Source organism: Paraburkholderia sp. HD33-4, from assembly GCF_021390635.1.
In the GTDB taxonomy this organism is placed as follows: domain Bacteria; phylum Pseudomonadota; class Gammaproteobacteria; order Burkholderiales; family Burkholderiaceae; genus Paraburkholderia.
Window position 1 is genome coordinate 371,553 of sequence record NZ_JAJEJS010000002.1, and the last position, 13,164, is coordinate 384,716.

10 protein-coding genes are annotated in these 13,164 nt (G+C 64.2%); 7 read left to right on the forward strand and 3 right to left on the reverse strand.

The annotated features are described in order from the left end of the window. The first annotated feature begins 59 nt into the window (after nt 1-59). Nucleotides 60-1,355: an MFS transporter gene (locus L0U84_RS21615; protein WP_233852543.1), complete on the forward strand. Its 1,296-nt coding sequence runs from the start codon at nt 60-62 to the stop codon at nt 1,353-1,355. A gap of 365 nt (nt 1,356-1,720) precedes the next feature. Continuing rightward, a complete protein-coding gene (locus L0U84_RS21620) occupies nt 1,721-3,949 on the forward strand; it encodes an NADP-dependent isocitrate dehydrogenase (protein WP_233852544.1) in 2,229 nt (742 codons plus the stop codon). A gap of 188 nt (nt 3,950-4,137) precedes the next feature. Here L0U84_RS21620 and L0U84_RS21625 read toward each other — a convergent pair whose 3' ends face one another. Continuing rightward, the gene (locus tag L0U84_RS21625) at nt 4,138-4,365 is read right to left on the reverse strand and encodes a hypothetical protein (RefSeq protein ID WP_233852545.1); all 228 of its coding nucleotides are present in this window, start codon (nt 4,363-4,365) and stop codon (nt 4,138-4,140) included. 362 nt (nt 4,366-4,727) lie between these two features. Then, nucleotides 4,728-5,624: a LysR family transcriptional regulator gene (locus tag L0U84_RS21630; RefSeq protein WP_233852546.1), complete on the reverse strand. Its 897-nt coding sequence runs from the start codon at nt 5,622-5,624 to the stop codon at nt 4,728-4,730. Nucleotides 5,625-5,722: 98 nt separating this feature from the next. Between L0U84_RS21630 and L0U84_RS21635 the strand changes: the two genes are divergently transcribed. From L0U84_RS21635 to L0U84_RS21645, 3 genes are read left to right on the forward strand one after another with little or no spacing between them, the layout of a single operon-like run. After that, nucleotides 5,723-7,027: a CitMHS family transporter gene (locus tag L0U84_RS21635; protein WP_233852547.1), complete on the forward strand. Its 1,305-nt coding sequence runs from the start codon at nt 5,723-5,725 to the stop codon at nt 7,025-7,027. A gap of 25 nt (nt 7,028-7,052) precedes the next feature. After that, a complete protein-coding gene (locus tag L0U84_RS21640; RefSeq protein ID WP_233852548.1) occupies nt 7,053-8,411 on the forward strand; it encodes an acyclic terpene utilization AtuA family protein in 1,359 nt (452 codons plus the stop codon). A 1-nt stretch (nt 8,412) separates the two neighbouring features. Further along, nucleotides 8,413-8,718, forward strand: coding sequence for an AtuA-related protein (locus tag L0U84_RS21645; protein ID WP_233852550.1), 306 nt, complete (start codon nt 8,413-8,415; stop codon nt 8,716-8,718). Nucleotides 8,719-8,773: 55 nt separating this feature from the next. On the opposite strand, the gene L0U84_RS21650 is transcribed toward L0U84_RS21645, so the two are convergent. Beyond that, entirely contained in the window at nt 8,774-9,484 is a 711-nt protein-coding gene (locus L0U84_RS21650; RefSeq protein WP_233852552.1) for a FadR/GntR family transcriptional regulator, read from the reverse strand. Between the two features lie 417 nt (nt 9,485-9,901). Here L0U84_RS21650 and L0U84_RS21655 point away from each other — a divergent pair, with 417 nt between their 5' ends. Continuing rightward, nucleotides 9,902-11,233: an MFS transporter gene (locus L0U84_RS21655; RefSeq protein ID WP_233852554.1), complete on the forward strand. Its 1,332-nt coding sequence runs from the start codon at nt 9,902-9,904 to the stop codon at nt 11,231-11,233. 130 nt (nt 11,234-11,363) lie between these two features. Continuing rightward, nucleotides 11,364-12,713, forward strand: coding sequence for a glucarate dehydratase (gene gudD / locus L0U84_RS21660; RefSeq protein WP_233852556.1), 1,350 nt, complete (start codon nt 11,364-11,366; stop codon nt 12,711-12,713). Nucleotides 12,714-13,164: the final 451 nt, after the last annotated feature.

The window sequence follows — 13,164 nt, forward strand, 5'->3', positions numbered from 1 at the left end:
GGGAACCGCACGCGGCTGGCAAACTGCCGCACGAAGCGAACGGAGACACGAGGTAACACATGACAATCAAGGTAAAAGGCCTGCGCTGGTGGATGATCGGACTGCTCACGCTCGGCACGATCACCAACTATCTCGCGCGCAGTTCGCTGAGCGTCGCGGCGCCGACGGTGCTGCAGCATCTGCACATTTCCACGCACGAATACGGCTGGATTACCGGCGCGTTTCTCGTCATGTATCCGATCGGCGCGCCGCTGACCGGCTATCTCATGGATCGCGTCGGCTTGCGCATGGGCTTTCTGCTGTGCGGCGTCGCGTGGTCGCTGATCTGCATGGCGCATGGTTTCGCGTCGGGCTGGGTCGGGCTATTCGTGCTGCGCGGCATGCTCGGGCTGGTGGAAGCCTCGTTCATTCCGGGCGGCATGCGCGCGGCCGCGTACTGGTTTCCGTCCCACGAGCGCGGTACGGCAGCCGGCGTGTTCAATCTCGGCACGTCGACCGGCGCGATTCTGGCGCCGCCGCTGATCGCATGGTCGATCCTGCACTACAGCTGGAACGTCGCGTTCACGATCGTCGGCGCGCTGGGGCTCGCGTGGGCCGTGCTGTGGCTGCTGCTTTACCGGCATCCGGACCGCCATCCGGCGTTGTCGCACGAGGAGGCGGACTATATCGGCGCGACCCAGGAGGCCAGTTTGCGCGCGGCGCAGGGCTCAGGCCCGAAGCTGTTCGAGATCCTGAAGCAGCGCAATTTCTGGGGCATCGCGCTGCCGCGTTTCTGCGCCGATCCGGTGTGGGGCACGCTGGTCTACTGGATGCCGCTCTACCTGTACCAGGCGCGCGGTTTCGATCTGAAGGCGATCGCGCTGACCGCATGGCTGCCATTCGTCGCGGCCGACCTCGGCTGCATGGTCGGCGGTCCGCTGTCGGCATGGTTGAAGCGCCGCTTCGACGTGCCGATCGTCAACGGCAAGCGCATCGCGTTTACGATGGCCGCGTTCCTGATGATCGGCATGGCCGGCGTCGGCTTCGTCCAGAATCCGGCGATGGCGGTGTTCCTGCTGTGCCTCGGCGGCTTCGCCCATCAGACGCTGTCGATCACCGTGATCTCGATGTCGGCCGATCTGTTTCCGCGCCGCGAAGTCGGCACGGTGACCGGACTTGCCGCGCTGGTTGCGGGCCTCGGCAACTTCGCGTTCACGATGACGATGGGCTGGTTCGTCAGCCGCGTCGGCTATACGCCGTTTTTCGTCGCGCTCGGTTTTGGCGATCTGATCGGCGCGACGCTGCTGTGGACGCTCGTGCGCCGTCCTTCGGCGGCCCCGGCGCAGGACGGCGTGGCGCGCGAAGCGCGAGCGTGAGGAGCTGGGGTGAAGTGAGGCATCCGGCACGGCGCCGGCACGGCGATTGGCGGCTCATCAATGCGATCAATTCGCATTTATCCAAAAATAATATGCCGCAAGTCATCTATAAGATATCTGTCTTAAGACCTCGGTAATCGGCCGCAAAGCCTTGTCGCACGGGACTCGATACCTTTGAGCAAGGTCTCGGGACCTGTTTGTTTCGTCACATTTAGTGGAAAACGCGCATATACTCTCGGTCGTATCGCAAAACGAAGGTCGCGGGGTTGCGTCGTGCCGGACTGACGCCGTCGCCGTCGCGCCACGATTTGCGCTGGCAACGACCGCCAACGCTCTGTCTATCACTTCCTAGCAAAGCATCAATCATGTCCACACCGCCGAAGATCATCTACACCCTGACCGACGAAGCGCCCGCACTGGCGACGTACTCGCTGCTGCCGATCGTCAAGGCGTTCACGCGCTCGTCCGACGTGCTCGTCGAAACGCGTGACATCTCGCTCGCCGGCCGGATCATTGCCGCATTTCCCGACTACCTGAGCGCGGAACAGAAGGGTTCCGACGATCTGGCGGAGCTCGGTGGACTCACCACGCGCCCGGAAGCGAACATCATCAAGCTGCCGAACATCAGCGCGTCGGTGCCGCAGCTGAAGGCCGCGATCACCGAGCTGCGCGACCAGGGCTACAAGCTCCCGTCTTATCCGGACGTCGCGACGACCGACGCCGAGAAGGACGTCAAGGCCCGCTACGACAAGATCAAGGGCAGCGCGGTGAACCCGGTGCTGCGCGAAGGCAACTCGGACCGCCGCGCGCCGCTGTCGGTGAAGAACTACGCGCGCAAGCATCCGCACAAGATGGGCGCATGGAGCGCGGACTCGAAGTCGCACGTCTCGCACATGAGCGGTGGCGATTTCTATGGCAGCGAGAAGTCGGCGCTGGTCGCGCAAGCCGGTAGCGTGAAGATCGAACTGGCCGCGGCAGACGGCACCACCACGGTCCTGAAGGCGAAGACGGCGGTGCAGGCGGGCGAAATCATCGACGCGTCGGTGCTGAGCAAGAACGCGCTGCGCAGCTTCATCGAAGCGCAGATCGCCGACGCGAAGGCGAACGGCGTGCTGTTCTCGGTGCACCTGAAGGCCACCATGATGAAGGTCTCGGACCCGATCATCTTCGGTCAAGTGGTGTCGGTGTTCTACAAGGACGTGCTGGCGAAGCATGCGGAAGCGCTGGCCCAGGTCGGCTTCAATCCGAACAACGGTATCGGCGATCTGTACGCGCGTCTGAAGGATCTGCCGGCCGAAACGGCCACGGCGATCGAAGCCGACATCAAGGCTCAGTACGAACAGCGTCCGCCGCTCGCGATGGTCAACTCGGACAAGGGCATCACGAGCCTGCACGTGCCGAGCGACGTGATCGTCGACGCATCGATGCCGGCAATGATCCGCGAGTCGGGCAAGATGTGGGGCGCCGACGGCGCGCTGCACGACGCCAAGGCGGTGATTCCGGACCGTTGCTACGCCGGTGTGTACCAGGCGGTGATCGAGGACTGCAAGAAGCACGGCGCGTTCGATCCGGTCACGATGGGCACGGTGCCGAACGTCGGCCTGATGGCGCAAGCCGCAGAAGAATACGGTTCACACGACAAGACGTTCCAGATTCCGGCGAACGGCGTGGTCCGCGTGACCGACGAAGCCGGTGCGGTGCTGCTGGAGCAATCGGTCGAAGAGGGCGACATCTTCCGTATGTGCCAGACCAAGGACGCGCCGATCCGCGACTGGGTCAAGCTCGCGGTGAACCGCGCCCGCGCGACCAACACGCCGGCCGTGTTCTGGCTCGACCCGGTGCGCGCGCACGATGCGCAGATCATCAAGAAGGTCGAGCAGTACCTGAAGGATCACGACACCAACGGCCTCGACATCCGCGTGATGACGCCGGTCGAAGCGACGAAGTTCTCGGTCGAGCGTATCCGCGCGGGCAAGGACACGATCTCGGTCACCGGCAACGTGCTGCGCGACTACCTGACCGACCTGTTCCCGATCATGGAACTTGGCACCAGCGCGAAGATGCTGTCGATCGTTCCGCTGATGGCTGGTGGCGGCATGTTCGAAACCGGCGCGGGCGGTTCGGCGCCGAAGCACGTGCAGCAGCTGGTCGAGGAAGGCTTCCTGCGCTGGGATTCGCTCGGTGAATTCCTCGCGCTGGCGGCGTCGCTCGAACATCTGAGCACCGCGTATCACAACCCGAAGGCGCAGATTCTCGCGAAGACGCTCGATCAGGCGACCGGCAAGTTCCTCGACAACGACAAGTCGCCGGCGCGCAAGGTCGGCGGCATCGACAACCGCGGCAGCCACTTCTACCTCGCGATGTACTGGGCCGAAGCGCTGGCCGCGCAAACGGAAGACGCCGCGCTGCAGGCACAGTTCACGGGCGTCGCGAAGGCAATGGCCGACAACGAGGCGAAGATCGTCGCGGAACTTGGCGCGGCGCAGGGCAAGCCGGTGGAGATCGGCGGCTACTACCGTCCGAACGTCGAGCTGACCAGCAAGGCGATGCGCCCGAGCGCGACGCTGAACGCGATCGTCGATTCGGTAGCGTGAGGCCGCGCGGGCAACTGATGCGGTAAGCGTCGCGGCCGCGACTGCGATGGCCCCGAAAGCCACGCGGTAAGCACGCAGCGCAACCGCGGACCAAGCCGCAAGCAGGACCGCAAATACGACAATGGCGCCTTCGGGCGCCATTGTCGTTTCTGCTTTCACTGCTACGTCGCCGTCGGTCATACCCGTCCTTACACGTGAACGATTTCCCAATCGGCGAGCTTCTCCGGAATTTCGAGCGTCGACGTGTCGAACTCGGACAGATGCTCGCAGCTCAGGCCGCGCGCGAGGTCGTCGGCGGCCTGTTGCGGGCTCGAGAATTCCCCGAGTGTTTCGTTGCCGTAGGTGGCTTCCCAGCCGTCCTGACCCGGCAGAATGTAGAACGCTCCCTGCGTCGAACCAAAGCGAAAGCCTTTCATTTTTAGTCTCCCAGTTGCCAATCAAAAAAGCCGCGATTCGCGACGGCTTCTTCGCAATCTGTGGGATTTGGGTGGCCCGTGTCGTGAGGCCCCTCGAATCCGACTGCGTGAAGCGCGTGCTCTTGTGAAAGAGTCTACGTCAGCGAGTCGGCGTGCAAGTGGGCGTCAAACCGTTCTTTGCGCCAAAAATATTCACGCAAAAACAATGAGTTGCGCGTTTCATTTTACGATGTGCAACGCCGCCGGACATCGTGAAATGGCCGGTTTGTGCCACGCACCATGATTTTTTACGACGCGCGGGATCGTTTCGTATCGTGAAAATTAGGGGCTGCGCACGACGCGCGAAACCACGCTGTGCGGCCCTATGACGCGCCGAGTCGTTCGATCAGCATCGCGACGAAGCTCTCGGTGACGGGCGGCAAGGTCCTGCCGCGCTTTCTGATCAGCGCGATGCGCCGCGTGAAAGCGGCTTCGTCGATCGGTCGCGCGACCAGTTCGGGCTCGGCGCGGACCTCGCGCGCCGACGCCGGCAGGATCGTGATGCCGAGCCCGGCGCGCGCCATCGCGACGGCGCTCATCATGTACGTCGGCTCGCAGGCGATGCGCGGCACGCATTGCGCGTCGGCGAACGCGCTGTCGACGACCGCGCGCACGCTCGTGCCCTCCGCGGTCAGCACGAGCGGCTCGTCGGCGAGATCGGCGAGCGTGACGGGGCGGCGTCGCCGTGCGAGCGCGTGCTGCTTCGGCAACACCGCGACGAGCCGGTCGATGCCCTCATGCAGCACTTCAAGCGCGCTGTCGTTCAGCTCGCCACCGGTCAGCCCGATATCGACTTCCTCGTTTCGCACCAACGTGTTGACCATGCTCGCGACGACATCGCGCACCTCGAAGCCGACGCGCGGCACGGCTTTTCTGAGCGCCTGCACGAGCTCGGGCAGCACGCTCGCCGCGAAGGTCGGCAAACACGCGATGCGCACCGTGCCGCTCGCGCCTTCGCCGAGCGCGCGCGCATCGAGCAGCACGTGCTCCATGTCGTGCAGCGATTTCTGCAGCACCGGGAGCAACTCGCGGCCGGTCGGCGTCAGTGCGACGTTGCGGCTGTTGCGATCGAACAGGCGCAGGCCGACCGTTTCCTCGAGCCGGCGAATCTGCACCGTCAACGCCGGCTGCGACAGATGCAGCCGCGCGGCCGCGCGCGTGAAGCTGCCCGTTTGCGCGACCGCGATGAACGCGCGGATGTCCCGCAGATTCAGATCCATGATGATTTGTGATTACTGCAATCAATTCATTTCAATTGTTTTATTGCTGCGCAGAACTTACGCTCGATCACACTAAAAAACAACCTGGAGACAAGCTCATGCTGCCATTGCTGGGGCTGGCCACCATCGTCGTGCTGCTCGGCGCGATCCTATCGAAACGCATGTCGCCGCTCGTCGCGCTGATCATCGTGCCGCTCGCGGCGTCGCTGCTCGGCGGCTTCGGCTTGCAGACGAGCAAGTTCGTCGTCGATGGTCTGAAAAGCCTCGCGCCCGTTGTCTGCATGTTCGTATTCGCGATCCTGTACTTCGGCACGATCACCGACGCCGGCACGCTCGACCCGATCATCGAGCGCATCCTGCGCGCGGTCGGCACGCGGCCCACGCGCATCGTGATGGGCACCACGCTGCTCGCGCTGCTGATCCACCTCGACGGCTCCGGCGCGGTCTGCTTCCTCGTCACGATTCCCGCGATGCTGCCGCTCTACGACCGCCTGAAGATGGACCGGCGCGTGCTCGCCGCGGCGGTATCGATGGCGGCCGGCATCAATTTCCTGCCGTGGACCGGGCCGATGATTCGCGCGTCGGCGTCGCTGCATCTGCCGATCTCCGCGTTGTTCAACCCGCTGATACCGGTGCAGGCGATCGGCCTCGTGTTCGTGTTCTCGATGGCGTACTGGCTCGGGCGGCGCGAAGAAAAGCGCCTCGGCCTTACCGCCGCGAACGGTTCCGTGCCGATGCCGCAACGCGAGCTGACGCCGGAAGAGCAGGCGCTGCGCCGTCCGCAAAACTTCTGGTTCAACATCGTGTTGACGCTCGTCGTGCTGGGCACGATGGTCGTGATGGGCGAGAAGATCCCACCGGCGATCATGTTCATGGTGGGCCTATGCATCGCGTTGATGGTCAACTATCCGAACGTCGACATGCAGCGCAAACGGATCGACGCGCACGCGCGCGCCGCGCTGATGATGGCCGGCATCCTGCTCGCGGCCGGCGTATTCACCGGCGTGATGCAGGGCAGCGGCATGCTGAAGGCGATGGCGCAGGCGGCGGTCGGTTTCGTGCCGCCGGCGATGGCGAGCCATATTCCGATCGTGCTCGGCCTTCTGTCGATGCCGCTCAGCATGCTGTTCGATCCCGATTCGTTTTATTTCGGCGTACTACCGGTGATCGCGGAAGTAGCAGGCCAGCTTGGCGTGCCCGCGGTGCACGTCGGCCAGGCCGCGTTGCTCGGCCAGATGACCACGGGTTTTCCGGTCAGCCCCCTCACGCCCGCGACGTTCCTCGTGGTCGGCCTGTGCGGTATCGATCTGGCCGATCACCAAAGATTCACGTTTCCCCTGCTGTTCGGCGCGTCGGTCGTGATGACGATCGCGTGTGTCGTGCTCGGGATCTTTCCATTGTGAGATTCATTGAACGGACGCAAGCACCATGACAGCCACTGAATCTGAACGCGTCGTGCGCATCGGCGCGGGCGCGGGCTACTCGGGCGACCGCATCGAACCAGCGCTCGAACTCGCCGAGCACGGCCAGCTCGACTACCTCGTGTTCGAATGCCTCGCCGAACGCACGATCGCGATCGCACAGCAGGCGCGCAGCAAAGACCCGGAGCTTGGCTACGACCCGCTGCTCGAAGCGCGCATGCGCGCGGTGCTGCCCGCCGCGGCCCGTAACGGCGTGCGTATCGTGTCGAACATGGGCGCGGCCAATCCGCTTGCGGCGGCGCGCCGGACTGCGCAGATCGCGCGCGAGCTCGGCCTCGGCGGTCTGAAGATTGCCGCGGTCACCGGCGACGACGTGCTCGACGTCGTGCGAGCGGGCGACTTCCATTTCGTCGAATCGGGCGAGGCGGTAGCCGCGTACGAGGACCGGCTGATCTCGGCCAATGCGTATCTCGGCGCGAGCGGCATCGTCGAGGCGCTCGCGGCCGGCGCGCAGATCGTACTGACCGGGCGCGTCGCCGATCCGTCGCTATTCGTCGCGCCGTTGATCCACGAGTTCGGCTGGCGCATGGACGACTGGCCGATGCTCGGCCAGGCAACGGTGATCGGCCATCTGCTCGAATGCGCGGGGCAGATCACCGGCGGCTATTTCGCGGACCCCGGTTTCAAGGACGTGCCGAATCTCGCGCGGCTCGGCTTTCCGATCGCCGAAGTCGCACGGGACGGTTCGGTGGTGATCACGAAGCTCGCGCAAAGTGGCGGGCTCGTGACCGAGGCGACCTGCAAGGAGCAGTTGCTGTACGAGATCCACGATCCACTTCGTTATCTGCAGCCCGACGTGGTCGCTGATTTCTCGCAGGTGCGCGTCGAGCAGGAAGCCCCGGACCGTGTGCGCGTCAGCGGCGGCGGCGGCACGCAGCGCACCGCGACGCTGAAGGTGTCGGTAGCGTATTTCGATGGCTATATAGGCGAAGGGCAGATTTCTTACGGCGGACCCGGCGCGCTCGCGCGGGCACGGCTCGCGCTCGAGATCGTGCGCGAACGCCTCGCGCTGACCGGCGTACAGACGCGCGAGCTGCGCTTCGATCTGATCGGCGTGAACGCGCTGCACGGCGATACGGTGGCGGCCGGTCATGGCGAGCCGTACGAAGTGCGCGCGCGCGTGGCGGGGCGCACGGCGTCGCTCGCGGAGGCGGTGCGCATCGGCAACGAGGTCGAGACGCTGTACACGAACGGACCGGCGGGCGGAGGCGGCGTGACGAAGGCGGCACGCGAGGTGGTCGCGGTGCAATCGGTGCTGCTGCCGCGCGAGCATGCGACGCCGGCTTTCTCGCTGGTGGAGGCTTGAGATGAAACTACGTGAACTGGCCCATTCGCGCACCGGCGACAAGGGCAATACGCTCAATATCTCGGTGATCTGCTACGACCCGCGGCACTACGAGCGACTGCGCGATGTGCTGACGCCCGAGCGCGTCAAGGCGCATCTGTGCGACGTGGTGCGCGGCGACGTGGTGCGTCATGAGTTGCCGGGCATCGCCGCATTCAACTTCGTGCTCGGCGATGCGCTCGGCGGAGGTGTTACGCGTTCGCTTGCGCTCGATGCGCATGGCAAATCGCTGAGCTCGGCGTTGATGGATCTCGACGTGGGGCAGTGAGGGCATTGCCGGCGACGTGTCGGGTTGCGGGGCGGCCGCTCAGCCCCGCGTGCCGTTACACGCCAGCCTTCGTCAATTCATGCGCGCGGCGTAGTCGCTCGCGGCTGTTGCTCAGATGCATGCGCATTGCGGCGCGCGCGTCGTCGGCGTCCTGACGCTCGATGGCGCGATAGATCATCAGGTGCTCGCCGAGCACGCTACGCAACACCTCGATATGGTCGAGCTCCGCGATCTCGGCCGAACCGAGCCGCGTGCGCGGGCTGACCGAGCGGCCGAGCTGGCTCAGCACGTCGAAGAAATAGCGGTTGCCGCTCGCGCGCGCGATCTGCAGATGGAACTCGATGTCGTGTGCGAGCGTGTCGGTGCTGCCGCGCTCCAGTTCCGACTCGAAGCGATCGAGCGCGATGCGAATCTGCTTCAGGTTCTGCTCGGTGCGCCGCGATGCCGCGAGCGCGGCCGCGGCCGCTTCGACGTCGATCCGAAACTCGATGATCGCCATCACGTCGAGCATGCTGGTGAGATCGGCGGTGGGAAGCTGCATGGGCTTTTCCGCGGCGGGCGCGAGCACGAAGGTGCCGATGCCGTGGCGGGTCTCGACGATCCTCGCGGCCTGCAGACGCGAAATGGCCTCGCGAACCACGGAGCGGCTCACGGACAACTGCTTCATCATCGCGACTTCGGTGGGGATGCGGTCGCCTGGCCTCAGCGCGCCGCGGCGAATTTCATCGGAAAGGGTGGCCACCACCTTTTCAGTTAGGCTGCTCATTTTTGTGGCTGGTTGACTGGTCCCGCAAAGTATCGCACAGGACTGTACTCGATTCTGCCGCGTTCGGCGGCATCGGCGCGGGCTATTTTATGCGTGCGGACGCGCCGCGGACCGGGGTCGAGGCGGACATTGGCGCAAACGCATGGGCTGCTGCCGGCCGCATGCCAATTAAAGACATCAGACGTCTTAGTTTGAGTGGTGCCCCAATTTGGTCAACAAGGCTTGTAAATCGTGAATATTCCTTTATTTCAAGGGAGTCTGTTGGGAATAACAGGGTAAACACCCAACTGGATTTGACCAAAATAACGCGGTAGACTGTCGTCAGACAACGTATCAGGCGTACCTCAGGGTCCGGCACTCACCGGATGCGCCGCGCTGCGTTCCACCAGGCCGCATGGCCGACAGGGGAGACAAATCTTGACATCAGTTCTGACTAGCGCACTCGACCCGCTGGAATCGGCGGTCGCGAAGGTGAAGCGCAACGTTTTGCCGCTGTTCCTGATCATGTTCATCGCGAACTATATCGACCGCGTGAACATCGGCTTCGTCAATGCGCACATGAAGGCCGATCTAGGCATCGGCGCGGCCGCGTACGGACTCGGCAGCGGGCTGTTCTTCATCGGCTACGCGCTGTTCGAAGTGCCGTCGAACGTGCTGATGCAGAAGTTCGGCGCACGCGCGTGGCTCACGCGCATCATGGGCACCTGGGGGCTGGTGGCGGGCGCGATGGCGTTCGTGTGGAACGACACGTCGTTTTATGTGCTGCGCTTCCTGCTCGGTGTCGCCGAGGCGGGCTTCTTTCCCGGCGTCGTCTTTTACTTCACGCAGTGGCTGCCGCAAAAAGAACGCGGCAAGGCGATGGCGATCTTTCTGTCCGGCTCGGCGCTCGCGTCGGTGCTGTCCGGTCCAATCACCGGTTCGCTGCTGTCGATTCGCGGCCTGGGCCTGCAAGGCTGGCAGTGGATGTTCCTGATCGAAGGCGCGTTTTCGATCGTGCTGTGCGTGGTCAGTTGGCTCATGTTGAAGTCGCACATCCGCGACGCGCACTGGCTCACCACCGAAGAACAGCGCGTGCTCGAACAATCGATCGCGGCCGAACAGGCCGCGCGCGAAGCGCAGGGCGGCGCGCATCTGCCGACGATGAAGCTGCTGAAGGACCCGCAGATCGCACTGTTCTGCTTCCTGTACTTCGCGATCCAGCTGACGATCTATGCGGCCACTTTCTGGCTGCCCACGATCATCCGCAAGATGGGCGGCCTGTCCGACTTCGAGGTCGGCATGTTCAACGCGATTCCGTGGCTGATCGCGATGGTCGCGATGTACGGCTTCGCGGTCGTGTCGGCGAAATGGCGTCATCAACAAGGGTGGCTCGCGGTCGCGCTCGTCATCGCGGCGATCGGCCTGTTCGCGTCGACGTCGGGCAACCCGGTGTTCTCGTTCGTCGCGATCTGCTTCTCGGCGATCGGCTTCAAGGCGGCCTCGTCGCTGTTCTGGCCGATCCCGCAGGGCTACCTCGATGCGCGCGTCGCCGCCGGCGTGCTCGCGCTGATCAATTCGCTCGGCAACCTCGGCGGCTTCTTCGCGCCGGCCACTTTCGGCTATCTGCAGCAGCACACGGGCTCGATCACGGGCGGCCTGTACGGTCTCGGCGTCGCGTCGCTGCTCGCGGCGGCGGCCGGCTTCCTGACGCGTAACAAACCCGGCAATCGCGAGCCGTTGCCCGAGTCGTTGCGCGGCAACGCGCATTGACTACACTGACGGCACGCATGCGGCCGTCATCGTTTCTGTATTCGAGTCTTCATCTGGTCCGGTCGAACGCGCACGCAGCGCGCGGCGGCTTCCGCCGGCCGGCTTACTTCATCACACAGGTGCTTTTCCCATGTCCACGAAACCTACCGAATCGAACGCCACGCCGATCGTCACCGAACTGCGCGTCGTGCCCGTCGCCGGCCGCGACAGCATGCTGATGAATCTGAGCGGCGCGCATGGTCCGTTCTTCACCCGCAACATCGTGATCCTGCGCGACAGCGCGGGCCATACCGGTGTCGGCGAAGTGCCGGGTGGCGAGAACATCCGCAAGACGATCGACGACGCGCGGCCGTTCGTGGTCGGTCAGTCGATCGGCAATCTGCAGGCGATCCTGAACAAGGTGCGCACGCAGTTCGCCGATCGCGACGCGGGCGGCCGCGGCTTGCAGACCTTCGACCTGCGCACGACGATTCACGCGGTCACCGCGCTCGAAGCCGCGCTGCTCGACCTGCTCGGCCAGCATCTCGGCGTGCCGGTCGCCGCACTGCTCGGCGAAGGGCAGCAGCGCGACGAAGTGGAAATGCTCGGCTACCTGTTCTATATCGGCGATCGCAACAAGACCGACCTGCCGTACGCGAACAACGCCGGCGCGCGTGACGACTGGGAGCGCGTGCGCACCGAAGTTGCGTTGACACCGGAAACGGTGGTCCGTCTTGCCGAGGCCGCGAAGGCGCGCTACGGCTTCAACGACTTCAAGCTGAAGGGCGGCGTGCTGCCGGGCGACGCCGAGATCGAAGCGGTCACGGCACTGGCCGAGCGCTTCCCCGAAGCGCGCGTGACACTCGACCCGAACGGCGCGTGGTCGCTCGCGGAAGCGGTGCGCCTGTGCCGTGACAAGCATGACGTGCTCGCCTACGCGGAAGATCCGTGCGGCGCGGAGAACGGCTATTCGGGCCGCGAAGTAATGGCGGAGTTCCGCCGCGCGACCGGCCTGCCGACGGCGACCAACATGATCGCGACCGACTGGCGTCAGATGGGCCACGCCATTCAGTTGCAATCGGTCGACATTCCGCTCGCCGATCCGCATTTCTGGACCATGCAGGGCTCGGTGCGCGTCGCGCAGATGTGCAACGACTGGGGCCTCACGTGGGGTTCGCATTCCAACAACCACTTCGACGTTTCGCTCGCGATGTTCACGCACGTCGCGGCCGCGGCGCCGGGCAAGATCACCGCGATCGATACGCACTGGATCTGGCAGGACGGTCAGTTCCTGACGCAAGATCCGCTGCAGATCGTCGGCGGCAAGGTCAAGGTGCCGCAGAAGCCGGGCCTCGGTATCGAGCTCGATATGGACGCGCTAGAGAAGGCGCATGCGCTGTATCAGCAGCACGGCCTCGGTGCGCGCGACGACGGCGTTGCCATGCAATATCTGATTCCGAACTGGAAGTTCGATAACAAGCGTCCGTGTCTCGTGCGGTAAAGACGACTTAACTCAATCAAGAGCCTGGCGGGCTGCACGAACGGTGCGGCCCGCCGGGCTTTTTTTGTTTTCCTTCACATTGCGCCTGCGAGATATCGACACCGCGGACGTCGACGGCCTTCTTGCCGCCACTCAATGCTCACACTCGCCGCTTGCGCCTGTCCGACCCCTCTGGAACGCCCGCCACGACTTGCCTCACGACTTGTTTCGTCAATTTGATAAACACTCATCAGACGTCCGTAATGACATATAACTCATTGGTTTTATTGGCATGACGTAAACCCTAGTCGTCTGATGACGATTTAAACATTACGATGGCTTCACTGGAAAGCAGACCGTGTCCATGTCGATGGCTCAACGCCGTTCTGGTCTTGGGGTGACCGTCGGGAACGGGACGTTTCCAGTCAGGCCTGCATGTCTCTTTGGACTAGGGCTTCACGCAGCAGCCGGA

What these genes read in the sequence shown, in the direction of transcription:
- L0U84_RS21625 (WP_233852545.1), bottom strand. Translation starts at nt 4,365, where the DNA reads ATGAAAGGCTTTCGCTTTGGTTCGACGCAGGGAGCGTTCTACATTCTG.
- L0U84_RS21650 (WP_233852552.1), bottom strand. Translation starts at nt 9,484, where the DNA reads ATGAGCAGCCTAACTGAAAAGGTGGTGGCCACCCTTTCCGATGAAATT.
- L0U84_RS21615 (WP_233852543.1), top strand. Translation starts at nt 60, where the DNA reads ATGACAATCAAGGTAAAAGGCCTGCGCTGGTGGATGATCGGACTGCTC.
- L0U84_RS21635 (WP_233852547.1), top strand. Translation starts at nt 5,723, where the DNA reads ATGCTGCCATTGCTGGGGCTGGCCACCATCGTCGTGCTGCTCGGCGCG.
- L0U84_RS21620 (WP_233852544.1), top strand. Translation starts at nt 1,721, where the DNA reads ATGTCCACACCGCCGAAGATCATCTACACCCTGACCGACGAAGCGCCC.
- L0U84_RS21640 (WP_233852548.1), top strand. Translation starts at nt 7,053, where the DNA reads ATGACAGCCACTGAATCTGAACGCGTCGTGCGCATCGGCGCGGGCGCG.
- L0U84_RS21630 (WP_233852546.1), bottom strand. Translation starts at nt 5,624, where the DNA reads ATGGATCTGAATCTGCGGGACATCCGCGCGTTCATCGCGGTCGCGCAA.
- L0U84_RS21645 (WP_233852550.1), top strand. Translation starts at nt 8,413, where the DNA reads ATGAAACTACGTGAACTGGCCCATTCGCGCACCGGCGACAAGGGCAAT.
- gudD (WP_233852556.1), top strand. Translation starts at nt 11,364, where the DNA reads ATGTCCACGAAACCTACCGAATCGAACGCCACGCCGATCGTCACCGAA.